Raw genomic sequence first — 24034 nt, 5'->3', positions numbered from 1 at the left:
CTTTTCCTTTCAGACTCTCCCCGGCGGCGCGCTCATGGCTCCTACTGCGCCGCCGGTGCGTAGGCCGAGGTGAGCTGGCGGGATACCAGCTGGGCGTAGAGCCCGCCTTGCGCCAGCAGGCTCTCGTGCGTGCCGGTTTCGACCAGGCAGCCTTGCTCCAGGACCACGATCATGTCGGCATCGCGGACGGTGGACAGACGGTGCGCGATCACGACGGTAGTGCGCTCGGCCTGCAGGTGGCCGAGGGCGCGGCGCAGCGCCTGTTCGTTGACGGCGTCGAGGTGCGAGGTCGCCTCGTCGAGGATCAGCACCGGCGCGTCCTTCAGGAAGGCGCGGGCGATGGCGACGCGCTGGCGCTGGCCGCCGGAGAGGCTGGTGCCGCGCTCGCCCACCCGCGTATCGAGGCCATCGGGCAGGCTGGCCACCAGGCCGTCCAGCGAGGCATGGGCGACCGCCGCCGCCAGCTCGGCTTCGCCGGCGTCGGGCCGGCCGATCATGATGTTGCTGCGCAGGGTGTCGTTGAAGAGGTAGGTGTCCTGCGCGACCAGCGCGATGCGCTGGCGCAGGCCGTCGAGCCGGTAGTGGCGCAGGTCCTCGCCGTTCATGGTGACGCGGCCTTCGTCCGGATCCCAGAAACGCATCAGCAGTTGCGCCGTCGTGGTCTTGCCGGCGCCGGAGGTGCCGACCAGCGCGACGGTCTTGCCGGCCGGGATCTCGAAGCTGATGTCGCGCAGCGCAGGGCGGTTCTGTCCCGGGTAGGTGAAGCTCACCCGCTCCAGCGCCACGCGGACGGCTCCGCTTGACGGCGGCACGCCCGGCCCGTCGGTGACCGGCACCGGCTCGTTGGCCAGCGCGTAGATGCGCCGCGTTGCGCCCAGGGTGTCGGCGAGTTGGCGGCCGACCTGCGCGATTTCGGAAACCGGCAGGAAGGCCGCCATGGCAAGCAGGGTGAGCAGCGGCAGCACTGCCGGGTCCAGTGTGCCGCCTGCCGCCAGTGCCGCGCCGGTCACCACGACGGCGAGGCCGCCCAGGCCGGTGAAGACCTCGAGCAGGCTTTGCTGCAGGGTCAGTTCGCCGAAGAACGGCAGGCGCAGGCGGATGTGACGTTCCGACAGCGCATCGAGCTGTTCTCCGCGACGCGCCTCCTGCTGAAAGGCGACGATCTCCCCCAGTCCCTGCACGGAGTCCACGGCAAAGGCGCCGAGTTCGCCGGCCGCCTCGCGCGCCTCGGAACCCAGGCGATCGACGCGCCGGCGCAGCAGCAGCGGGCTGAGGCCGACCGCCAGCAGGAAAGGCGCCAGCGCCACGGCGATCCAGGGACTCTCGGATGCGAGAAAGGTCAGCACCGCCGCCGGCACCAGGACGGCGACGAAGGCCGGCGCCATCGTGTGGGCGAAGAAGTACTCTACCAGCTCGATGTCGTGGGTTGCCAAAGCCATCAGGTCGCCGGTGCGCCGCCGCACCAGATAGGCCGGTGCCAGGGCATCCAGCTTGCGGAAGGCATCGATCCGCATCTCGGCCAGCAGCCGGAAGGCCATGTCATGGGCGATCCAGGATTCAAGCCAATGCAGGACGCCAGACAGCGGCGCAACGATCGCCAGGGCCCAGAGCCAATGGTCGTAAGGCTGGCCGTTCTTCAGCGCGAGTACGACCAGAGCACTCAGGGCGGCGACCGCGATGAAGGCGACGACCCGCAGCACCCCGAAGATGAAGGTGGCGGCCAGCCGGCCCTTCCACGGCATGGCGAGCTTCATCAAGGCGACCACGAGCTGCATCCAGCTCAGGCCTTCCGCCTTGATGATGCCTTCGGTTACCGTCTTGGCGCCGCCTCCTGGCAGGCCGGCAGCCGCCTCTGCCTTGGGGGCGCTGCCAGGTGCCGCGAGCGTTTCGGCGGCGCGCGACTCCTGTACCTGCTCCGCCATCAGGCGGGCGTAGACGCCCTTTTCCTGCATCAGCGCATCGTGCGGCCCGTTCTCCACCACGCGGCCGCCGTCGAGCACGAGGATACGGTCGCAGTCGATCACGCTGGACAGGCGGTGCGCGAGGACCAGCGTGGTGCGCCCGCGCATCAGCCGGTCGAGTGCCTGCTGGATGATCGCTTCGTTCTCGGCATCGACGGCTGATAACGCTTCGTCGAGCACCAGGATCGGCGTGTCTCGTAGCAGGGCGCGGGCAATGGCCACGCGTTGGCGCTGGCCGCCGGAGAGCTTGATGCCTTTCTCGCCGATGACGGTCTGGTAACCGTCGGAGAGGCCCATCACGAAGTCGTGGATGTTGGCCGCGCGCGCCGCTGCCTCGATGTCAGCGTTGCTGGCGTCGGGCCGGCCCATGCGCAGATTGTCCTCGACGGTGCCGTGGAACAGGAAGGTATCCTGGTTGACGACGGAGATCATGGCCCGGATCTGGTCGAACGTCAGCGTTCGCAGGTCGTGGCCGCCGATGCGGACGCTGCCCTGGTCCGGGTCGTAGAAGCGCAGCAGCAGGCGGACGATGGAGGACTTGCCGCCGCCGGAGGTGCCGACCAGGCCGACGCGCTCGCCGGCCTCGATCTTGAAGGTGAGTCCCTGGTGCACGTCGCGCCGCGTGCCCGGATAGCGGAAGCGCACGTCCTCCAAAGTGATGGTGGGCGCCGGCGGGATACCGAGCGGCGCCGCCGGCGCATCGGCCACCAGCGGCTTGTCGTCGAAAATCTGGTAGATGCCCTGCGCCGCCGCCATGCCGACCATCCCCTGGTGCAGCACGTTGCGCAGTTCGCGCAGCGGTCGGAATATCTCGACGCCCAGCATCAGGATGATCAGCAGAGCGCTCAGCTCCATGCTGCCGGCTTCGACACGCATGGCGCCGAGCGCCAGCGCCACGGCGGCGCCGCAGGCGATGGAGCTGTCCGTGATGCCGCGGCTCAGCACGTTGGTGGCCAGCACCCACATGGTCCGGCGGAACAGGTCCTGCGCTTTCACCTCGAGCGCGTCGGCGCGCGCCTTGCTCTGGCCGAAGGCCTTCAGCGTCGCCAGGCCCTGGATCGAATCAAGGAACTCGGCGGCGAAGCCGGCATAGGCCTGCTGCTGGTCGCCAGACTTTCGCGCCTCCAGCTTGTGCCACAGCGCCGGCGCAAAGAGGGCCAGCAATGCGAAGCCCAGCATCACCGCGGCCACCGGCAGGTCGATGAAAGCGACCACGGCGAAGATCAGCAGCGGCGTCAGCAGGGAGACCAGGAATTGCGGCAGGAACTGGCCGAAGTAAACCTCGAGCTGCTCCACGCCGTTGATCAGCGACAGGGTGAGGGCGCCGGAGCGCCGGCGGGCCACGGTCCCCGGCCCGAGCGCGGCAATGCGGTCATAGATGGTCCGCCGCAGCTTCTTCTGCACGCGCGCCGCCGTTTCGTGGGCCAGCATGGTGCGCCAATGTTCGAAGATCCCGCGCAGCACCATGACGCCGGCGATCAGCGTGATCGGCAGGGTCAGGGACGCCAGCTCGCGGCCGGCGAAGATCTCGCCGATCAGCCAGCCGAGCAGCGCGAGGCGTGCCACCCCGAAGCCCACGGCGACCAGCCCGATCATGACGGCCCAGAGGATGCGCAGCCGCACTCCTTCGGTGAGAGCCCAGAGGCGGGGTTCGAAATGCATCGGCATGCTCCCGTGATGGGACGACCGGCGGGGCCGTCCGACCTTGCGAATCGTTATCAGTCGGGCGAGGATAGTCTGAACGTAGACGTTCACAAATCGACAAGATTGACCAGTTGCTGTACAATTATGTACAGGAAACACGGGAAAGGATGGGGCCATGGCGTGGCATTGGGACGATCTGCGAGTCTTCCTGGTTTTGGCGCGCGAAGGGAACCTGACGGCCGCGGCCCGGGAGCTCGAGGTCAGCCATCCAACGGTCGCGCGCCGCGTCAAGGCGCTGGAGGAGGCCTTCGGCGCCCGCCTGTTCGACCGCCTGCCGGACCGCTTCGTGCTGACCACCGCCGGCGAGGAACTGCTGGCCGATGCACAGGGGATGGAGCAGGCGGCCGAAACGATCCACCGGCGCAGTGCCGGGCTCAGCGACACGGCGCACGGCACCGTCCGCCTCTCGGCTGGCGAAGCCATGACGGCCTTCCTCGCCCGCCACATGCCGCGGCTGCGGCACAACATGCAGTGCATAGAGATCGAGCTGGTGGCCAGCCACATGCTGGCGAACCTGTCGCGCCGGGAAGCCGATCTGCTGATCCGCGATCAGGTGCCGGATGTGGCCAGCATCGTGACGCGCAAGCTCGGCCGCACCGCCTATGCGGTCTACGGCAATGCGGATCTCGCTCGCGGGAGGGGCGGCCGGGAGCGGCTCAGCGGCATGCCGTGGCTCGGCTTCGACGACGATCACAGTTATATGCCGGGACAACGCTGGACGCTCGAGATGCTCTCCGGCGGGCGGCCGCAGGTGCGGGTCAACAACTGGCTGGTGCTGCTGGAAGCCGTGCGGGCGGGGGCCGGCCTTGCCGTGTTGCCCTGCTACCTCGGCGACAACGAGCCCGTACTGCACCGCATCGGACCGCCGTTGGAGGAGGTCGCGGTCGACCAGTGGCTGCTGGTGCACCGCGACCTGCGCAATCTGCCGCGCGTTCGCGCCGTCATGGATGCCGTGATCCGGCTTTTCCAGGAAGAGCGCGTTGCCCTCGAAGGAGGGTGCGCCAGCAGGAGGACGCGCGCTGTCGCCTGAATCTCCGGTTCTGGCGTCAAGCATGGGGATCGCAGGTTCAAGTCCTGCCGGGCGCGCCGGGGTCTATTGATTTCTGTGCCGTCGATGCTGCTGCCGCACCCAATCACAGTGCCGGCCCGCGCGGCCGCGGTCGAGGTGGACCTTTAACCCAGGTTCAATCAGGCAAATCCATCGCTTTCAGAGGATTTTCCACGCGCCATCGGGTGTCTTGCAGCGGTCGATGGTGAAGCGGAAGGGGTCGGAGACGTTCTTCACCCTGATCTCATGCTGAAGCTTGCGGCAGGGCATCCCCTGGTACTGGCCGGTCTGGAGCAGCTCGATGCGGCCCTCGTTGCCGCTCTCGGCATTGGACCAGGTTTCGACGGCGCCGACCTGCGCCTCCTCCGGTTCGTAGAGTTTTGCCGCGGCGGTCTCCAGCATCTCCCAATCGTCGGTGGTGAGTTCGAGGCCGCCTCTGGTGACGCTGTTGAGCTGCGCGACGGCTGGCAGGCTGAGACTGAGCCCCAGAGCGAGGATAAGCGGTGCTCCGAAGAGGACTCTGAACATGGCTGCGTCCTTCCTGTTTTCTTCAATTGGTCAAAGGGGCGATCTGCCCGCCGCCGGCTGCGGACTGGGCTGGCTCGGCTTCGGTCTCCCAAGGCAGGCGTTCGATCTCGTCGAGCGCCACCGGGGTCGGGGAAAGCTCCATGACGATCCGCAACCCGTCGGAATAGAAGACATTGCGTTCCTCCACGGAGCTGCGCGGGTTCTCCGGCGTTGAGACGGGGCCACCGGCCGCATAGGCAAAGCGCTTCAGAGCCTGCGCCCGCGCCAGGCTTTGCGCCAGATACCAGCGTTCGGCGTCGACGTGGGGATCGATCTTGTGGGTGGTGCCCAGCCCGCTGCGAATGACACCGATATCCCGGCTGATGGCACCGATCCAGACGGGGGTGCCGCGGAATCGCAGAGGGGTGAGCCAGACGCGCAGGTGATTGCGCTCGTAGATGTCGTCCCTTGCAATCTGGAATGCCGCGTCCTGCTTGCGCCCGAAGACATAGAGATCGCTGACCGGCGAATAGCGGTAGATCGCGCCGAAGAGGAACGATCCGAGGGTCTTCAGGGCTGAAGCCTGGGTGACCGTCTCCGAGAGGTCCCATCCTCCCGCGACCATCGCGGTCAGGCCGAGCTGCGTATCGGCGACGAGGACGAAGTTCAGCGGATCGGCTTCGACTTCCCCCAAGCTGTCGGAGACACAGCAGGGAAGGGCCTCGATCGCCGCCCGCAGTTCCGGTCCGGTCGTCAGGTCTTGGATTTCGCCCGGTGTATAGAGGGATGTGAGGTCCACGGTGTCGCGCGCCAGTCCGGGTACCGGGACCACCATGGCGGTATTGATGCTCTTCGACTCGCTGACGTAGACGAGATTAAGCGCCTTCTGCCCCAAGTCGGGCGTGGCGAAGAGGAAGCCCTCGACGGTGTCGCCGAGCGCGACGCGCAGGGGCAGGGCCTGGGTGGCGAACAGCGCGTCAATCTGCGCGTTAGTCTCCCCGGAGAACCAGCCGTGGTTGATGAAGGCGGCTTCGGCCGGCGTGAAATAGAGCGCATCGAAGAACAGCGGCAGCAGCGTCAGCGGCGTGCCGCTGTCGTTCGTAACGCGGAGCCATACGGGCTGGATGCCGCGCTCGATCATGGGCAGCCCGAAGGCGTCCTGTGCCTCCTCGGGCCCCAGGGCAACGGCCGAAACCGTCAAGCCGTCCTGCGTCTGCGCGGCGGCGCGCTGCTTGAAACCGATCGCTTCGTGGCTGAGCGGGGGCGTGAAGCCGGCGCATGCGGCCAGCACCAGAACGAGCAGCGCCGCCGCTGGTAGCCGGAAGAACTGCCCTGTGCGCGCCAAGAATTCGCTCCCTCACCTGCGCCAGCCGATATGACCAGCTCCAGCAACCGCCGGTGTCGGCTTCACGGGCAGGATAGGGGAGCCGCCGCGCAGGAAGGCATTGGACCAAGGTCCTACGGGGAGAGGAAACGAAGGATGGCCCGGTGCTCTATTCCACGTCCTTCACGATCCTGAAACCGATGTGGTTGGAGCCGAGCCCCATCTCGCTGGGCTGACGCGCGGCCGGGCGGTAGCGCAGGCAGAAGTTCGGTGCGCAGAGCCAGGAGCCGCCCTTCACGACGCGTTGCGGCCCGATCTCCGGCGGCGAGAACTTGGCCGCCAGCACCTGCGGCGGGCCTTTCGGATCGGCTTCCGCGCGTTCGGGATGCCCGGGCACCCACCAGTCGGCGACATGTTCCCAGACGTTGCCGGCCATGTCGTAGAGGCCGTAGCCGTTGGCCGGGAAGGAACCGACCGGCGCGGTGCCGTGATAGCCGTCGAGCGTGCGGTCCTCGGTCGGGAAGGCGCCCTGCCAGGTGTTGGCCTTCCAGCCTTCCAGGGGCGTGTAGCTGTTGCCCCAGGCATAGGTGGCACCGTCGAGCCCGCCGCGGGCGGCGAACTCCCACTCGGCCTCGGTCGGCAGGCGCCCGCCGGCCCAGGCGGCATAGGCCTCGGCGTCCTCCGGGGAGATCTGCACCACGGGATGGTTCTCCTTGCCCTCAATACTGCTGTCGGGGCCCGTCGGGTGGCGCCAGTCCGCCTCGGGCACGTAGGACCACCACTGGGTGATATCGGAGCCCCCGGAGACCTTCTGCGGAATACTAAAGACCATGGAACCCGGCACGAGCAGTTCCTTGGGCCAGTTCGGGTGCTCCGCCGGATTGGGGCCGCGCTCGGCGACGGTGACGTAGCCGGTCGCCTCGACGAAGGCGGCGAAGTCCGCGTTGGTGATCTCCGTGCTTGAGATCAGGAAAGCACCGACGGTCACCTGCCGTTGCGGACCTTCTTCGCGGTAGAATTCCTCGGAGCCCATGGTGAAGGTACCGCCCGCGATCCGCACGAAGTCGGCGGCCGCGGCCGGCGAAGATAGTAAGGTCAGTGCCAGCGGCACTGCGAGAAGGAACGATGTTTTCCGGATCACTGTCTCGCCTTTTCAATGAATTCCTGCACCACATTCGACATGTCGAAGCTGGCGCCACCCTGAACGGGTGGATAGTCGGCCAGCGTCTGCAGGTGCTGCTGCATCAGCACGCCCATCGGCTGAATCAGCCAGGATACTTTCTGCAGCAGATGGCCGTAGGAATCGGAGTTGTCGTAGGATTCGAAAGGGTCCATGCGGATGTTGAAAACCAGCGGAACGGTGCGCGGAATGAGATTTGCGTAATAGTCCTCCTTGGTGGAGAAGTGGAACTTCCATGGTCCCATGCGAAGGGCTGTAAGCTTGCTTTCGTAGTAGTGGAAGATGTGGGTGCGTCGCGATGCGTCTTCCTCGCCCTTCCAGTAGGCCAGGTTGTCCACGCCGTCGATGTACTGATTTTTCTCCTGGCGCATTTTCCCTGCGACGTTCTCGACGCCGGCCGCTGCGGCGAGCGTGGTGAACATGTCCTGGTGCGCCTGGATACCGTTGAGAACGGTACCTCCCGGCAGTTCCCCAGGCCAGCGTACCATGGAGACGACCCGGATGCCGCCTTCATAGGTGGTCATCTTCTCGCCACGGAAGGGCGTGGTGGCGCCATGGGGCCAGGATGAATGCTCCGGGCCGTTGTCGGTCGAGTACCAGACGATGGTGTTCTCGGCCAGACCTTCGCGGTCGAGCCAGTCGAGCACCAGGCCGATATCATGATCATGCTGCAGCATGCCGCTGCCGTGGAAGTCCGCCTCCGAAGTGTACTCTTCGGCGGCATAGCGCCATTCGTCGTTGAGCCTCGAGTAGAGATGCATTCGACTGGTATTGAGCCAGACAAAAAAGGGCTGATTGGCCTCCTTGGCGGCGGACATGAAATCCTGGGCGCGTGGGATTACCTCGCTGGCGTCGAAGTCCTTCATGCGTTCCTGCGTCAGCGGCCCTGTGTCCTCGATTGTCTGACGTCCGACGCGACCGAAACGAGGATCTTCCGCGGGATCGTCGTCGTCAGCGGCGAAACTGTGCAGCACCCCGCGGGTCCCGAAGCGCGCCTCGTAGTCCTCGACGCTGCCTGAGAAGGCCCGCCCGAAGCGTTGGTAGTCGCGCTGCTCCGCCTCTTCCTGCGTATTGAGGTGGTAGAGATTGCCGAAGAACTCGTCGAAGCCATGCACCGTGGGCAAGTGCTCGTTGCGGTCGCCCAGGTGGTTCTTGCCGAACTGGCCGGTTCGGAAGCCGGCCTCCTTTAGGACTTCCGCCAGCGACGGCGAGGCCGCCTGCAGGCCGAGCGGCGCACCGGGCTGCCCGACTGTCGTCATTCCCGAGCGGATGGGATACTGGCCGGTGATGAAGGCCGCGCGCCCTGCCGTGCAACTCGGCTGCGCGTAGTGGTCGGTGAAGCGGATGCCTTCGGCCGCGAGGCGGTCGATGTTGGGCGTGGTGTATCCCATCGTACCCAGGCCGTAGGCAGAGACATTCTGCCAGCCGATGTCGTCACCCCAGATGACCAGGATGTTCGGCCGTTCCTGTGCCGCTGCTGGCAAAGCCCAAAAAACAAAAGCGAAAGTTAGACATCGGACCGTTCGGTTCATCGTCATGCCTTCCTCATCTCCCGAGCGTTGTCACGGTGCTGCAAACGACTACCTGCCCGTCAACGCATCATTCCGGCCATACGGCTTTCCAGTCCTTTGCCATGTCGACCACGGTCCAGCCATTGGCGGCGGCTTCGTCGAGGGCCTTGTCGAGCTTGCCGATGTGGCTTTCGCGGTCGTAGGCGAACTCGCGCTCGGCATCGGTGTGATGAACGAAGAGGGCGAAGCGCGGCCCGTCGCCGGCCGTCGACCACTGCGCCATGGCCAGGTCCCCGTCTGAGTTTCCGCCGACGAAGATCGGCCGCCGGCCGATGTGGCGGGCGATGCCGACCGGCTTGCCGCCCTTGTCGTCGATGAAAGCGATGCCGGGATCCTTCATCACCTGCGGCACGCCGTCGACCATCTCGAAGCGCGCGTTGCCCAGGCTGCCGATAACGTTCTCCGGCGGGATACCGTAGGTGTCTTCGGCGAAGGCGCGCATGAAGTCGACCCCGCCGCCGGAGACGATGTAGACGTCGAAGTCCTTGGCGCGCAGGTAGTCGAGTAGTTCCAGCATGGGCTGGAAGACCATCTCTGTGTAGAGGCGCCCCGTCGTGGGATGCTTGGCCGTGGCAAGCCAGTCGGCCACCTCCGCGGTGAAGGCCGGTACTGTCATGCCGGAGTGGGTGGCGGTGACGACCTCAAGCAGCGCCTCCTCGCCGCCGGCCAGCACACCTTTGGCATCGCCCGCCGCGGCGGCCTTCAACGCCGGGGTCGAGACCCAGGCGGGATCGGCGGCGGCCAGCTTCTGCGCCTTTTCGAGGGCGAAGATAAACTGAAAGTAGACCGGCTGCTCGGACCACAGGGTCCCGTCGTTGTCGAAGACGGCGATGCGGTCTTCCGGCGGCACGAAGCGGGCGTCGCCGTCCGTGGTCACGCTCTCGACGAAGTCGACGATGGCCGCCTTGGCCGGTCCCTCGCTCCAGGACGGCAGGTCCGCCGCAAACGCCGAAGCGGACCACAGCACCATGGCAGCCAGTGGTACTATCCCGCGGCGAAGAGTCCTCATAACCGCCTTCCTTTGCAACGTCGGCACCTGGTTCGGCTTAGTTCCCCAGGCCGCCCTTCAACCGCTCCTCGATTGTGGACAGATTGAACGATCCCGGAGTCTGGCTCGGCGGATAGTCCTGCATGGTCTGCAAGAACTGCGCCGCCAATGCCTGGATCGGGACGATCACAAAGGCTCTGTCCAGCAGCCAGTCGTCGTAGATGTTGGCATTGTGCTGAGCCCTTTCGAAGGGATCACGCCGCAAATTGAAGATGAGTGGTACCCGCAATTCGATGAAGGGCTCGCGCCAGACGCCAAAGGCCTGGCCCCGGTTCTCCAGGAATACCACCTTCCAGTCGTCGTAGCGGGCGGCGACGATCTGGCCGTCGTCGTTCACATACCAGAACTCGTGACGGGGAGCGTCGCCTTCGCCCTTGAGATAGGCGAGCTGGTTGTATCCGTCGATGTAGTTGCGATAGTCGCGTCCGTTCAGCGCGACGCCGTCGCGCAGCTTTGCCTTGATTTCCGGATCGCCCCCGATCGCGGCGAAGGTCGGCAGCCAGTCCTCGTGGGCGACGATGCCGTTCCTCGTTTCGCCGGCCGGAAGCTCACCGGGCCAGCGCACGAAGGCCGGCACGCGGTAGGCACCTTCCCAGTTCGAGTTCTTCTCGCTGCGGAAGGGCGTGGTCCCGGCATCGGGCCAGGTGTTGTAGTGGGGACCGTTGTCGGTCGAGTACATCACCACGGTGTTCTCGGCAATGCCGAGATCGTCGAGGGCCTTCAACAGCTCGCCGACATGCATGTCATGCTCGACCATGCCGTCGTGATACTCGTCTCCGCTGGGGCCGGCGATGCCCGTATGCTCCTCCTTCACATGAGTGCGGAAGTGCATCCGCGTACCGTTCCACCAGACGAAGAACGGTTGTCCAGCCTCGTGCTGACGCTTGATGAAGTCGATGGCGGCGGCGACCGTCTCGTCGTCCACCGTCTCCATGCGCTTCTTGGTCAGAGGCCCGGTGTCCTCGATCCGCTGGGTGCCGTCAGGATTGGCCCAGGAGTGAATGACGCCGCGCGGGCCGAACTGCTCGACGAAGGTCTTCCCGTTGGCCAGGACCATGTCCTTGGGATAGTCGCGGTTCTCCGGCTCCTCCTCGGCGTTCAGGTGATAGAGATTGCCGAGGAACTCGTCGAAGCCGTGCATGGTCGGGAGGTGTTCGTCACGGTCGCCCTGGTGGTTCTTGCCGAATTGCCCGGTGGCATAGCCAAGGCTCTTCAGTACCGTGGCCATAGTGACATCGGTCATCTGCCAACCTTGCTCGGCCCCCGGCAGGCCGACCTTGGTCATACCGGTGCGTACCGGGACGTTGCCGCCGATGAAGGCGGCCCGCCCCGCGGTGCAACTCTGCTGGGCGTAATAGTCGGTGAAGGAAAGGCCTTCACTGGCGATGCGGTCGATATTGGGCGTCTCGTAACCCATCATGCCGCGGTTGTTGTGGCTGATGTTCCAGGTGCCGATGTCGTCGCCCCAGATGACGAGGATGTTGGGCTTCTCCTGGGCCGTAGCCGGCGGAGTAGCTAGGGTTGCCGCAGCAGCAAACAGGAGAATGCCGAGGCCATGCCGCAGGCCCCGCTTATTGGTCTGTCTCATCGTGCTGTCTCCCTACGTATCAAATTGCCGCTCCGTTGGCCCGAAAGAGTAAGGGCCGAAGCGAGGGGGCGGTATTGGACCAGGGGCCTATCCGGTCTGTCTCAGAAGCGGAAGATCACGCCTATCTGCGGCCCGTGTGTCACCGTGTCGTAAGAAAAGTAGTCGGGCGTACCGCCCTTGCCGTTGTCATAGTCGACCCAGAGCGCGCGATAGCCGGCGGCGACGGAAACGTTCTCCCAAGCGTCGTAGATGATCAGCGCCTGAGCACTGGCGCTGAAATCGGAGCTCACGCCGAATCCGCCGATGTCGCCGGCCAGGCTGCTGCGCCAGCCGGGCCACCACTCGGCGACCCAGCGCGCCCCGAAGACCGGATCGACCCAGTCGTCGCCCTTGTCCTCGGTCACGTTGAAGCCCGGCGCGTTGCGCCGTTTCAGCTCGACGTCGATGTGCCACCACCGGATACCGCCGTAGGCATCGACCTTGTGCTCCGGCGTGATGTCGAAGCGGTAGCTGGCGAAGGCCTCGAAGACGCCCTGGAACACCTCCGCCTTGAGCTTCGCCCCGGGTACGACCGCACCATCTGCCTCGCCGGAGAGGTCCATGAAGGAGTAATCGACGATGGCGCCGAAGCCGCTGCGGTGGCGCACCTCGGCGTGAATCATCGCGCCGAGATCCAGGTGCTCGAAGATGTCGCGCGAGTCGACGTCCACATCGGCGCCATCGATGAAACGGCCCATACCGGCTTCACCGTTGATGCTGGGCGCCAGCAGATAGGGTGCGATGGCGAACTCCCAGTCGTCCGCCGCGCGGGCAGGGAGTGCGGCCGCAGAGCAAAGGACGATCGCGGCGCAGGTTTCCCGGAGGCCGGCCGTCGCCTGGCCGGCGGTCTTGAGCATGTCGCGTGGGTCTCTTCGTCCCGCCACCGTCATGTCATCTATTTCACCGGAAACAGCGCAACGAGATTGATGCGGAAGCCGATGTCGTCGGGACCACCATCGGGGGCGTCGGCCCAATAACGGAGCCCGGCGCCGATCTGAAAAGCCTGACCGCCGATGGTGAAGAGCTGGTTCACCCCGAAGTTGATCGGGACCGAAGCCTCTTCAGCGGTCCAGTCGTAGGTCGTCTCGGTGTTGAGGAAGATCGTCGTCGCGCTGGGAAAGGTGTAGTTCAGGAAGGGTTGCAGGAAAGTTGCGTTGACGTCGCTGCGGTTATCCTCGCCGGCGAAGGACCAGATGTGATTGGCCAGCAGTCCATAGGTCCAGGGACCCTGTTGTCTGAGCGCCACGGCGGTGGGCCCCGCACCCCACTTCTCCGCACCCAGGGTATCTTCCGTGGCCGTCGGCACGTAGAGCACCGGGCCGACACCCCAGATCAGGCCGAAAGGCCCCGGTTCTTTCGGGGAGAAGAACAGGCTTTGCACGGTATCCCCGAGCCCGAATTGCGACCCCTCACCGGGCACCACGTCGTCCTGCCATACAACCGGCAGGATGGTGCGCGATATCACCAGCCAGTCTTCCGAGATCTCAATGGGAATCACCGGCTGGATATTCGTCAGCAGGCGCTGGCCGTGGCCATCCGGCCCGAAACCCTCGTCATAGTTGATTTGGAGCGGAAAGCTCATGAGATTGGCGACGGGATTGGCCAGCTGCTTGGCGAGCTCCTGGGACTCCTGCGCATGCGACGGCGCCGTGCCCGCACCGAACCCCGCGATCACGACAAAACTCGTCACGAGCAGCGCTGCGGCCAATGCGTTTGCGGTCCTTGCGAGCATGCCGTTCACCTTCTCCCAACGATAGCGGGTCTGGTCGCACGTTAATCCGACAGAGCCGGCGGTTGCATTGGACCTAGGTCGTACCCAAAGCGAAACGCGCCGCAATTGCCGGGTGGTGGGACCAAAGTCCAACTCGCCAGGCGGCGCTAGTTGCAGGATTCTGAGGTACCTGGAGCAGGCGCGCGGCGCGGCTCCAATTCAGACAAGAGTAAGCCAGATAGGGGAGCTTCGAAAATGACAGGAACAATCAGGGCGGTCATGGCGGTGGCCAGCGTGATGCTGCTCGCGAGTTGCGCGGGCACGGAGTTGGAGAAGGCGGAGATGAGTCCGTCGCAAGGAACCGCCTTCGAGCGCAACCTGCACGACGGCTACGTCAAGCTCGCCGAGGATGAATACAACGAGGGCGACTACAGGGACTCCGACCACTTCGCGATGCGGGCGCTGGAGCTGTCGGATGGTAAGAACGTGCAGCCTGAAATGATCGAGGCGCGGGCTCTGCCGGCCGACAAGAAGGGTGAGTTGACGGACGCCCGCCTGCGCCTGATGACCGCCATGTCCGAAGGTGCATCGCAGCACAAGCCGCTGACGGCAGCCGAGGCCCAGGTCAGTTTCGACTGCTGGATGCAGGAGCAGGAAGAGAACTTCCAGCCGGCGGATATCGCCGCCTGTCGCGATCGCTTCATGACCGCCATGGCCGAGCTTGAGGCGAAGCCGGAGGTGGCCGTTGTGCCGCCACCGGCACCGGAGCCGATGACACCGGAGGCGGCCGCCTTCACCGTTCTCTTCGACTTCGATGAAGCCGACCTGTCGCCGGATGCGCGCACCGTGCTGGCCGACGTGGTGCTGACGGCCAAGAAAGCCGGCTACGAAACCATCGACATCGGCGGCTATACCGACCTCGTCGGCAGTGACGCCTATAACCAGGTCCTGTCGGAGCAGCGTGCGAACGCCGTCATCAACTTCCTGGTTGAGAGTGGCGTCGAGGCTGGCAAGATCGTCGGACAGGGCTACGGCAAGGCCGACCCCGTGGTCGCCGTGCAGGCTCCCGAGATCCGCAACCGTCGCGTTGAAATCAAGCTTGAGCCATAGGAGCGGGACGAGCAAAGGGCACAAGAGCTTTAAGCGCAGGCCTCCCGGGAACGGCCACGGACGTTCCTCCTCTCCCTGACTTCTGCCGCCGCCGCTGCCACCAGGCTGGGCGGCGGCATTCTTGTCGAGCCGCCGTTCTGTTCAGCCCTCGGAGGGCAGTACCACGCTGAAGATGGCGCCGCCGCTCTTGCCGTTGCGGGCGCGCAGGTGTCCGTTGTGAGCCAGAACGATGGCGCGGGAGACGGAGAGCCCCAGGCCGAGACCCTCTTTCTTCGTGGTGGCAAAGGGTTCAAAGAGCTGGTCGACGATCTCGGGGGCGATTCCCTTGCCATGATCGGTGACGATGATCTCGATCTCGCGGTTCTTACCCTCACAGCTTCGAACGGAGAGCACGCGTTGGGCGGGGGGCGTCTCACGCATCGCCTCGCAGGCGTTGACGATGAGGTTGAGCAAGACCTGCTGCAGCTGGATCCGATCGCCAAGGACTGCAGGCAGGTCAGGCTCCAACTCGGTCGCGAGCGAGACCTGGTGTGTCACCAGTTCGCTGCGGGCCAGTTCGAGCGCCTCTCCAGTCAGCTCGCTGACGTCCAGACGTTCCGGTTTGATCTTGCCGCGTTTCAGCAGGTTGCGGAGGCGCTGGATGACCTCTCCGGCACGCAGGTCGTCGGCGACGATATCCGCCATGATGGCACGAGTCTCTTCGAGATTCAGCGGGTCGCGCTCCAGCAGCCTCTGCGCCGCCTGGGCATTGCTGAGGATGGCGGCTAGAGGCTGGTTCAGTTCGTGCGCCATGGCCCCGGACAGCTCCCCGAGAATGGCCACGCGCGTCAGGTGGGTGAGCTGACTGCGCTGCTGCTCGGCCTCGATCTGCTCGGCCTTGCGCTCGGAAATGTCGATGACCACCCCAGTGATCTGCTCGGTCGGCGTCGACGGCTTGCGCGTGGACTGCCCCTTGACGCTGAGCCATCGAATGCTGCCGTCAGCGAGTATGATGCGGCATTCTGTATCGAAGGGTTTCTCCCAGCGCGCCGACTGCTCGATCTGCCGCCGGAGCAGATATCTGTCGTCGCGTTGAACGGCCGCCAGCAGCGATTCGATGGTCAGTTCCGCATAGACCGGAAGGCCGAGCATGCGTCGGCAGTGGTCGGTCATCCAAACCTTGTTGCTGTCGCTGTCCCAGTGCCAGAGTCCGAGGTTGGCCGAACTTGCAGCCAGGCGCATGCGGTCCTCGCTTTCCATCAGGCGCGTTTCGGCCAGACGGCGGCGTCGGCCCTGGGTCATCAGGGCGATGATCAAGAGGGTCTGCAGCACCAGCAGCGTGATAAAGATGAGGATCTGGTCGCGGTATTCGTCCCACACGGAGGGGTGTTGGTTGCGGAATATGGTCTCGGCGGGAAGAAGCCCGGGGTCCAGGCTCCACCTCTGCAAGGCGGGCCAGTTGACGACATAGGCCTGCTGACCCACCGGTTCAGGCGGGATGCTGTCGGCTTCTTCGCCGGCGAGAATTCGCAGGCCAAGATCCGCGCCGGCCTGACCGACTCCTTCGAAGGTATCCATGTGGCCGCCGACGATTCCGCGGTCCAGGTAGGTGCTGTAGACACTGTAGACCGGCGCCGCTTGCGCGAGGCTGGCCGCGATGTCGGGCGCCATATGGGCCGTGCCGTCAGGCTCCTCGAACATGGTCAAGTAAAGCAGCGCGGATCCCTTTGGGATGGAGTCGAGGCGCGCCATCAGCTCCCTTAGGGGCAGCGCAGCAAGGAAGCTGACGTTGAGACCGTCGGCGGCGGCTGGAAGCTCCCTGCGCGCGACCTCCTCCCAGGATCTGTCGAAACTGCTGGCACCCGTAACGACGAAGAGGTTCTGGAGGCCCGGTTGCAGAAGTTTGGCCAGCTTGACGGTTTCCAAGAGATCGAAGCGGCTGACGATGCCGGTCGCATTGGGCATCGGCGGCAGGCTTTGGATGGTCCCTTCGCGCATCGCCAGGAACACAACCGGGGCGCTGAGGTACGGCGTCTCGCGCCGCGCGGCTACGAAGTCGTAGGCCGGCGGGCCGAGGGCGTAGATCAGATCGAACTGCTTGCTGCCATGTTTCTTCTGCAGCAGCTCTCCCATCATACTTTCGTAGTCGGCGCCCGGAAAGCGGAGGGCGTCGAGGAACTCGACGAAGATGTCGACCTCGCTTCGCAGGCCGGTCTGGAGGCCGTGGAGAATTTCGTCGGACATGATGCGGGTCGCCGGCAGCATGCTGTCGCCTGCCGCCAAGACGAGAATCTGCGGCCGATCCTGGGCGGCCGCGCCGGATGCGCCGCAGTAGCAGAGAATCAGCAGCCCCAGCAGGCGGCGGCAGAGTAGGTACGCCATGGAGTTTTGGCCCGTGACGACAGCGCATGTCAGGCCAGTATAGCCGCTACTCCAAAAAATGAGAGCGTATCACTTGCTGGATGCAGAGCCAGCCAGGGGCGGGATGGTCGGCGCAGCCACGATACCGTGTGCCGGTTCTTCAGGTCCCGCTTCCCAAAGCGCCCGGTAGCTGAGGCCGGCCGCGATGGCGCCGATCAGGGGCGCGGCCCAAAAGGCCCAAAGCTGCATGAGCGCCCATCCGCCGACGAAGAGCGCCGGCCCCGTACTGCGCGCCGGGTTCACCGATGTGTTGGTGACGGGAATGCTGATTAGATGAATGAGGGTAAGGGCGAGGCCGATGGCCAGGGGCGCGAAGCCGGCCGGCGCCCGGCGGTCCGTGGCGCCGAGGATGACGATGAGGAAGCCGAAGGTCAGCACGATCTCGATGACCAGTGCCGAGAGCATCGAATAACCCCCAGGTGAGTGCTCGCCATAGCCGTTCGCTGCAAAGCCGGCGGCGAGATCGAAGCCGGCCCGACCGCTGGCGACGAGATAGAGGACGGCCGCGGCAACGATGGCACCGGCAACCTGTGCGATCCAGTAGGGAATGACCTGCGCGGGCCTGAAACGCCCGGCAGCCCAGAGACCGAGGGTCACGGCTGGATTGAAGTGCCCGCCGGACACGTGGCCCAGCGCGTAGGCCATGGTGACCACGGTGAGGCCGAAGGCGAACGCGACGCCGGCAAATCCGATCCCCAGCTGCGGAACGGCAGCGGCCAGCACGGCAGCGCCGCAGCCGCCGAGCACCAGCCAGAAAGTGCCGAAGCACTCGGCGGCAAGAGCACGAACCAGAGGCATGCCTGGATCCTCCAAAATTCGCTTGCGGCAGCACTCCGTCGGGCCGGCTGCGTAAGCGTTCGTGCAGCTTAGGAGCGCTCGGGTTCCCCGCAATCGGACCAAGGTCCCATGGGTCGGGGACGCTTCGGGGAAGCTGCTGGCTTCGAATGGGTCCTGTTTGAAAGTTAGACATATTCGCTAGACGATTACTGGAGAATCCGAAAAAATCACTGGACTTCTTGTCATAATCGGGCTCGACTATTCTAAAGGTTGCAGGGAAACAATCCTGTAACAATCTCCCGATGCAAGGGAGATGAGCGCCTTGGCCCGGGTGGCAGGTAGCAGCCCCCACAGCCGCTTTGCATCGCAGGGAGCACGGTGTTCAGGGAAGGAACGGGGATGTCAGAGCAACAGCCGGTCGTCTATCTCGTCGATGACGACCCCTCTATTCTGCGGTCGCTGACGCGGCTGCTGAGCGGCTTCGGGTTCGAGGTACAGCCCCATGCAACGCCGGAGCAGTTCCTGGACGCACACGATGTGGAGCGCTGCGGCTGTGTCATCCTCGACCTTCTGATGCCGGACATGGACGGGCTTTGCCTGCAGGAGAAACTCGCTGCCTGCGGGCGGTCGATCATCTTTCTCTCAGGCCACGGCGATCTGTCGTCGGGTGTGCTGGCCATGAAGGCCGGCGCGGTGGACTTCTTGACCAAGCCCTGCTTGCAGGAGGAACTGCTTGCGGCGGTTTTCAAGGCCATCGCAGAGGATGGCATGGGCCGTGCCGAGCGCGCCGAGAAGGAACTGATCAGCAAGCGCCTTGCGTCGTTGACGCCACGCGAGCGCCAGGTTTTCGACCTCGTTGCTGCAGGTTGGCTCAACAAGCAGGTCGCCTACGAACTCGGTACGGCCGAAAAGACCATCAAGGTGCACAGGGCCAGGGTCATGAACAAGCTTGGCGTGCGCTCCGTCGTCGATCTGGCCCGTATCGCCGACCGGGTGGGCGCGTCCCCCCTGCCGATGCCGCTCAATCTGCGCGGCACCGAGGCGCGTCCGCACTAGGCGCGCCGTAAGATCGGCACTCCCCGTCGATGATGGGGAGGAATGGACCTTGGTCCGACTTCTTCTGTCGCGGAGCAGGCCATAGTATGAGCCACGATGAGCAAGCAACCGCTTCGTGTTGCTGTCGTGGACGACGATTCCTCAGTGCGCCGCGCGCTGCAACGCATTCTCACAGTGCTGGACGTCAGCGTCGAAGCCTTTGCCTCTGGCGAGGACTTTCTGCAGTCTCTCGGCATGCTGCGTCCCGACTGCGTGGTCCTGGACCTGCACATGCCGGGCCTGAGCGGCCTGGAAGTTCAGCAGCGCCTCAAAAAGCTCGACGAACGGCTGCCCGTCGTCATCGTGACGGGACACCATGAGCCCGGCATGCGTCGGCGCTGCCTGTTGGCCGGGGCCGCCGGGTACCTGCGCAAGCCGATCGACGGAGAAGTGCTGCGGCACGCCATCGACCTGGCGGTCGAGGAAGGAGCCTAGCGGGCCAGGGCCTTCCGTCACCCCCCTGTTGCGCCATGCCCGCCGGGCCGAGGTATTGCCCCTTGGTCCAATGTCTCCCAGCTGGCGCGCTCCGTAGACTTGCGAGGAGTAAGGGCTGGGCCGCCTTCCTGCCGCCTTTCTTGGGGAGCAAAGCCGACAATGCGGAGTTCACCGATCCCGCGCCTGGTGGCAGCTGCGGCGGTTGCCTTGTCCCTGTCGTGCGGGACGCCGGCGGCGCAGGAGAGCAATACCGGCTCCATCGTCGTCACCCTCCCGGCGGAGATGGATTCAAACGACCGCCAGGCACTCATCGAAGCTCTGGCAGCCCTCGAGCGGCCGGTGGCGATCGCCGACACGGATCAGGCGACGGACGCTCTGACGGCCGAAAGCCAAGTCGCCGTGGCGATGGGGCGATGGGATGCGGCGCTTGCGAGCTGGCGCGACCTGCCGGAGCTGATCGCGACATGGTGGCGCGGCCTGTCTGCCGAGCAGACCGGCACGGGTAGCCTGCTGGTCATTGCCGCCATGCTGGTGGCGCTGGCGGTCGGCGCCGCCTGTGAATGGGGCGTGGATCGGCTGCTGTCCCGCTGGCGCCGGCTGTGCGCGCAAGCGCAGCCGCTGCGCTTTTCCCGACGGGCCGGCTATGGCCTTGCCTGGGTCGGCGTGGAGGTGCTGGGCATCGCCGCCTTTGCAGGCGGCGCTCTGTTGATCGGCTGGCTGCTGCTGCCGGCCCTGGCGACGCCCCGCTTGACGCTGGCCATCGTTGTCGCGGCGGTTGTGAAGGCGCGCGTGGTTCTCACCATCGGCCGATTCATCCTCGCGCCGTACCGCCCGGCTCTGCGGCTGGTATCGATGCCGGACGACGCGGTGCGGCTGGTCTGGCGTTGGGTGGCCAGCGTGGTCACGATCATCGCGGCGGCGAATGGTTTCAGGGACGTTCTCGTCTCGTCCGGTGCGAGTTGGGAGAGCGCCGCACTGCTCGGCATCGGTGTCGCCCTGCTCGCCGCCGTCGTGCGCATCGTCGCCATCGTCCAGGTGCGTCGGCCGTTCCACGATCTGATCCTACAGGCCTGGAAGCCAAAAAGCGGAGAGCCATCGGGGGTGGTCGATCTCTCTGCCAACATCTGGCACATCGTCTTTTGCGTCCTGGTTGTCGTCGACTTCGCGGGGGTGATCTATGCCGGCCTGTTGACGGTGGAATCGCGCGTCGCCTCGCTCGCGGTGGGCTCTTTCATGGTCATCTCCCTTGTGCCCTTTGCCCTCGGTGGCTACGGCGCCCTGATCGACGACGTCCTGTTGTCGCGCGGCGAGGATGGCCGCTCGCTGGGATCGGCGGGGGCGCTGAAGGCCTTTGGCCAGGGCGTGATCCTGCTGGCCACCTTCGCGTTCCTCGCGCGGGCCTGGGGCGCCGATCCGTTCGCCGGTGCCGAGGCGGGCCTGCTGTCCCGGGCGGCGGCAGCCCTTCTCCAGATCGGCGGTGCGGCGCTGCTAGGCTGGACCATATGGCAGGGCAGCAAGCTTGCCCTCGACCACTACGCGGTGGAAGAGGCGGAGGAAGCCAACGAGGACCCGATGGGCAAGCCGGGGTCACGCATCGCCACCGTGCTGCCCGTGATCCGGGCCTTCCTCTTCGTCGCCATCATCACGATGTCTGTGCTGATGGCGCTCGCCGCCCTGGGGGTCAACATCGGACCGCTGCTGGCCGGCGCCGGCGTCATCGGGCTCGCGGTGGGCTTTGGCGCCCAGACGTTGGTCAAGGACATCATCACCGGACTCTTCTATCTGGTCGAAGATGCCTTCCGAAAGGGCGAATACATCCAAAGCGCCGCCGGCAAGGGTGTGGTCGAGAAGATCTCGCTGCGCTCGGTGCAGCTGCGTCACCATAACGGACCGCTGCACACGATCCCCTTCGGTTCGATGGGCAACATCACCAATCACAGCCGCGATTGGGTGCGTATAAAAATCAAGATCCACGTTCCCTTCAACACCGACCTCAACAAGATGCGCAAAGCGATCAAGAAGGTGGGTGAGGCGATGCAGGAGGATCCGGAACTCGGTCCGATGTTCCTGGAGCCGTTGAAGTCCCAGGGGGCGGTCGATACCGATGCCGCCGGCTTCATCACGAGCGTGAAGTTCGTGTCGCGGCCAGGCGAGCAGTTCATTCTGCGGCGCGAAGCCTTCGCGCGCATCCAAAAGGCCTTTCAGGAGAACGGAATCGAGTTCGCCGAGCCGCGCGTCACCGTCGCGTCCAAGGATGGCGATGATCACCACGAGGGCGCGGCCGCCGGCGTTGCGTTGGCCAGAAACCAATAGGACAGCCACCATGCCCAATCACCGACCGAAGGAGCAGCTGCCGTGGATTGACGGAATGCGCCGGATTCTGTGCGGGGCTGGGATTCTTGCGACGCTCTGGCTTGCCGGTCCCGCCGCGGCGCAGGAACGTGTCGAAGTCGCCAGCCCGGAAGAACTGCTCGCCCTCTTCGAGAAGCTCGATTACACGCCGGAGTCCTGGCAATCCGGAATTCGCGAGATTCCCCGCATCTACCTGATGGATGTCGGGCCGAACTGGAAGCTGAACAGCCAGAACATCGAGGTCGTCCAGAAGAAGCGAATCTTCTTCCGCAGCCTGGGCCCGCTGGTTCTGCGCGCCAACGAGAAGATTTTGGCCGACCGCCAGCGCTTGCTTGCGATCGTGGAAGCGAAGGAGCCGGGTGGCGAGGAAGGAGTGTGGCTTACTGGACTGGCCGAGCGCTACAAGGTCGACGGTGTGGATGATGAGGCGCTGGCCGAACTGGTGACGCGGGTTGACGCGGTGCCGCCTTCACTGGTGCTGGCCCAGGGCGCGGAGGAGAGCGGCTGGGGCACTTCGCGCTTCGCGGCCGAGGGAAACGCGCTTTTTGGGCAGTGGACCTGGGGCGGCAAGGGCATCAAGCCAAAGGAGCAGCGCGAGGGTCTGGGCGACTACCGCATTGCGGCCTTCGATACGCCGCTGCAGTCTGTCGAGGCCTATCTGCTGAACATCAATACCAACCAGGCTTACGCCGAGCTGCGCGCGCAACGCGCCCGGACCCGCGCGCGGAACGCGGCGGTAACCGGCTGGGACCTTGCGGAGACCCTGACCTCCTATTCCGAGCGCGGCAGCGAGTATGTTGACTCCCTGCGGGCCATCATGCGCGTCAATAAGCTGCAACCGACCGATGAGGCGGTGCTGGTCGGTGCGGAGGTGTGGGAAGTGTATCCAGCGGAACGCTGACCGGGGCCAAGAGACCGATTGTCGGCGCCGCCTCAATAGGCGAGACGGCAGCAACAAGGAGCAGTGACAATGACTGGGAAGACTGAGCCGACCCGTGGCGGTACGTTGGTCCGCCGTTTCGCTGCAAGCTTCTCGCCGCGACTGTGGGGCCTGAGCGCCGCCGTGGCGGCGGTGCTGTTGTTGCAGGCGGCGCAGGCCCAAGAGCAGCGGACGCTGTCTGGCAAGGTCTTCATAGAGCAGGTTCAGATTGCGTTGATCGGCAGCGGCAATTTGGGCGGCGGCACTCTTGATTTCGGCGGCAAGAAGTATCCTTTCACCATCGGCGGCCTGGGCATCGGCGGGATCGGCATTTCCAAGATGACGGCGACAGGGGAGGTCTACGATCTCAAGACCATCGACGCCTTTCCCGGTGCCTATGCCCAGGGACGCTACGGCGCGGTTGCGGGCGATCACGATACCGGCGAACTTTGGCTGCAGAACGCCGAGGGCGTCTCCCTGCACCTGGTGACCGAGCGGGAAGGCCTGGCGCTGTCTCTCGGCGCCGACGCGATCTATATCGACTTCGACGACTGAGCGGCTCGCGCCGCGGCGCAATGTCGAACCCGCTGTTGCAGAGAAAGGTGTAATCGATGTCAGCGACATTACTGGCCTTAGGCGCCCTGAAGCGACAGTCTTTTCTGGGTGCGACGTTCGCCGCGGTCCTGGTTGGGATTGCTGTGCCGCCCGCGGTCGCAGAGGAGCAGACGGTGGCCGCCTTCTCGGTCTGGCAGGTCGAAGGGGCGCTCGTGCAAACGGGAGAGACGCAGGCGTCTTTCACCGGCATCTTTGCAGGGCCTGTCTACGTGGAAACCGAGCGCGGTCCGGTTCTGGCCGGCGCCATCAGCTGCCCGGCGACCGTGGAGATCGAACTGGACAGCGGCCGGCAGAGCGCGACGGCGCGCTGTGCTTTCCAGGCCGGCGACGAAAGCCGGCTTTACGGCACCCTGACCTGCAAGGGCGTGCACCTTGTCGGCTGCGACGGCGACTTCCAGATCGCCGGAGGCTCCGGCCGCTTCGCCGGCGCGCGAGGCGAGGGACCGGTCACCGTCCGGGCAGACTTTCGCCGGGTGGCGATGACCCCTGAGGGCGCGCCCGAGCACAGTGCGGCCGGTATCATCTACTGGCCGAGTCTGCGCTACACCTTGCCGTGAGGCAGCGCAGTAGCTCGGCGCCGGGGGCATTCACGGCGGGAACCGCTGGGCTGATGTGGCGTTTTTCACCCATCAGCCACACGCGAGGCGGCC

General features: G+C 65.3%; 19 protein-coding genes. 8 read left to right on the top strand and 11 right to left on the bottom strand.

Annotated features, from left to right (window positions below; all coding sequences use genetic code 11):
- Positions 1 to 41: 41 nt before the first annotated feature.
- Positions 42 to 3623, bottom strand: coding sequence for a thiol reductant ABC exporter subunit CydC (gene cydC, locus WDC82_RS23295; RefSeq protein WP_340119819.1), 3582 nt, complete (start codon positions 3621 to 3623; stop codon positions 42 to 44).
- Positions 3624 to 3780: 157 nt separating this feature from the next.
- On the opposite strand from cydC, the gene WDC82_RS23290 reads away from it, so the two are divergent.
- Positions 3781 to 4695, top strand: a complete 915-nt coding sequence (locus tag WDC82_RS23290; protein ID WP_340119818.1) for a LysR family transcriptional regulator — start codon at positions 3781 to 3783, stop codon at positions 4693 to 4695.
- A gap of 177 nt (positions 4696 to 4872) precedes the next feature.
- On the opposite strand, the gene WDC82_RS23285 is transcribed toward WDC82_RS23290, so the two are convergent.
- The 8 genes from WDC82_RS23285 to WDC82_RS23250 form a co-directional block, all read right to left on the bottom strand.
- Positions 4873 to 5241: a hypothetical protein gene (locus WDC82_RS23285; RefSeq protein ID WP_340119817.1), complete on the bottom strand. Its 369-nt coding sequence runs from the start codon at positions 5239 to 5241 to the stop codon at positions 4873 to 4875.
- A 22-nt stretch (positions 5242 to 5263) separates the two neighbouring features.
- Complete coding sequence (locus WDC82_RS23280) at positions 5264 to 6565, bottom strand: LssY C-terminal domain-containing protein (protein ID WP_340119816.1); 1302 nt, start codon at positions 6563 to 6565, stop codon at positions 5264 to 5266.
- A gap of 148 nt (positions 6566 to 6713) precedes the next feature.
- Positions 6714 to 7685, bottom strand: coding sequence for a formylglycine-generating enzyme family protein (locus tag WDC82_RS23275; RefSeq protein WP_340119815.1), 972 nt, complete (start codon positions 7683 to 7685; stop codon positions 6714 to 6716).
- On the bottom strand, positions 7682 to 9208 hold the full coding sequence (locus WDC82_RS23270; protein WP_340119814.1) for an arylsulfatase: 1527 nt from the start codon (positions 9206 to 9208) through the stop codon (positions 7682 to 7684). The genes WDC82_RS23275 and WDC82_RS23270 overlap by 4 nt, the downstream gene beginning before the upstream one ends.
- A 115-nt stretch (positions 9209 to 9323) precedes the next feature.
- Positions 9324 to 10304, bottom strand: coding sequence for an HAD family hydrolase (locus WDC82_RS23265; protein ID WP_340119813.1), 981 nt, complete (start codon positions 10302 to 10304; stop codon positions 9324 to 9326).
- A 37-nt stretch (positions 10305 to 10341) separates the two neighbouring features.
- On the bottom strand, positions 10342 to 11931 hold the full coding sequence (locus tag WDC82_RS23260) for an arylsulfatase (protein WP_340119812.1): 1590 nt from the start codon (positions 11929 to 11931) through the stop codon (positions 10342 to 10344).
- 101 nt (positions 11932 to 12032) lie between these two features.
- Entirely contained in the window at positions 12033 to 12827 is a 795-nt protein-coding gene (locus WDC82_RS23255) for a hypothetical protein (protein ID WP_340119811.1), read from the bottom strand.
- 38 nt (positions 12828 to 12865) lie between these two features.
- Positions 12866 to 13711: a transporter gene (locus WDC82_RS23250; protein ID WP_340119810.1), complete on the bottom strand. Its 846-nt coding sequence runs from the start codon at positions 13709 to 13711 to the stop codon at positions 12866 to 12868.
- Between the two features lie 225 nt (positions 13712 to 13936).
- Here WDC82_RS23250 and WDC82_RS23245 point away from each other — a divergent pair, with 225 nt between their 5' ends.
- Entirely contained in the window at positions 13937 to 14791 is an 855-nt protein-coding gene (locus tag WDC82_RS23245) for an OmpA family protein (protein ID WP_340119809.1), read from the top strand.
- 141 nt (positions 14792 to 14932) lie between these two features.
- Here WDC82_RS23245 and WDC82_RS23240 read toward each other — a convergent pair whose 3' ends face one another.
- Together WDC82_RS23240 and aqpZ are read right to left on the bottom strand one after the other, a co-directional pair.
- A complete protein-coding gene (locus tag WDC82_RS23240; RefSeq protein WP_340119808.1) occupies positions 14933 to 17152 on the bottom strand; it encodes an ABC transporter substrate binding protein in 2220 nt (739 codons plus the stop codon).
- Positions 17153 to 17221: 69 nt separating this feature from the next.
- A complete protein-coding gene (aqpZ, locus tag WDC82_RS23235) occupies positions 17222 to 17989 on the bottom strand; it encodes an aquaporin Z (protein ID WP_340119807.1) in 768 nt (255 codons plus the stop codon).
- A gap of 378 nt (positions 17990 to 18367) precedes the next feature.
- Here aqpZ and WDC82_RS23230 point away from each other — a divergent pair, with 378 nt between their 5' ends.
- From WDC82_RS23230 to WDC82_RS23205, 6 genes are all read left to right on the top strand, one after another.
- A complete protein-coding gene (locus WDC82_RS23230) occupies positions 18368 to 19024 on the top strand; it encodes a response regulator (protein ID WP_340119806.1) in 657 nt (218 codons plus the stop codon).
- Positions 19025 to 19120: 96 nt separating this feature from the next.
- Positions 19121 to 19498 (top strand): response regulator, encoded by a 378-nt coding sequence (locus tag WDC82_RS23225; protein ID WP_340119805.1) that lies wholly within the window; start codon positions 19121 to 19123, stop codon positions 19496 to 19498.
- 159 nt (positions 19499 to 19657) lie between these two features.
- A complete protein-coding gene (locus tag WDC82_RS23220) occupies positions 19658 to 21811 on the top strand; it encodes a mechanosensitive ion channel domain-containing protein (protein ID WP_340119804.1) in 2154 nt (717 codons plus the stop codon).
- The gene (locus WDC82_RS23215) at positions 21753 to 22751 is read left to right on the top strand and encodes a glucosaminidase domain-containing protein (protein ID WP_340119803.1); all 999 of its coding nucleotides are present in this window, start codon (positions 21753 to 21755) and stop codon (positions 22749 to 22751) included. Before WDC82_RS23220 ends, WDC82_RS23215 begins: the two co-directional genes overlap by 59 nt.
- 69 nt (positions 22752 to 22820) lie before the next feature.
- Positions 22821 to 23324, top strand: coding sequence for a hypothetical protein (locus tag WDC82_RS23210; protein ID WP_340119802.1), 504 nt, complete (start codon positions 22821 to 22823; stop codon positions 23322 to 23324).
- 56 nt (positions 23325 to 23380) lie between these two features.
- Positions 23381 to 23941, top strand: a complete 561-nt coding sequence (locus WDC82_RS23205) for a hypothetical protein (RefSeq protein WP_340119801.1) — start codon at positions 23381 to 23383, stop codon at positions 23939 to 23941.
- The last annotated feature ends 93 nt before the right edge of the window (positions 23942 to 24034 follow it).

This window comes from Pelagibius sp. 7325, assembly GCF_037652055.1.
Lineage (GTDB): Bacteria > Pseudomonadota > Alphaproteobacteria > Kiloniellales > Kiloniellaceae > Pelagibius.
Note: the sequence above shows the minus strand (reverse complement) of the source record. Positions and strands in the feature narration are given on the sequence as shown.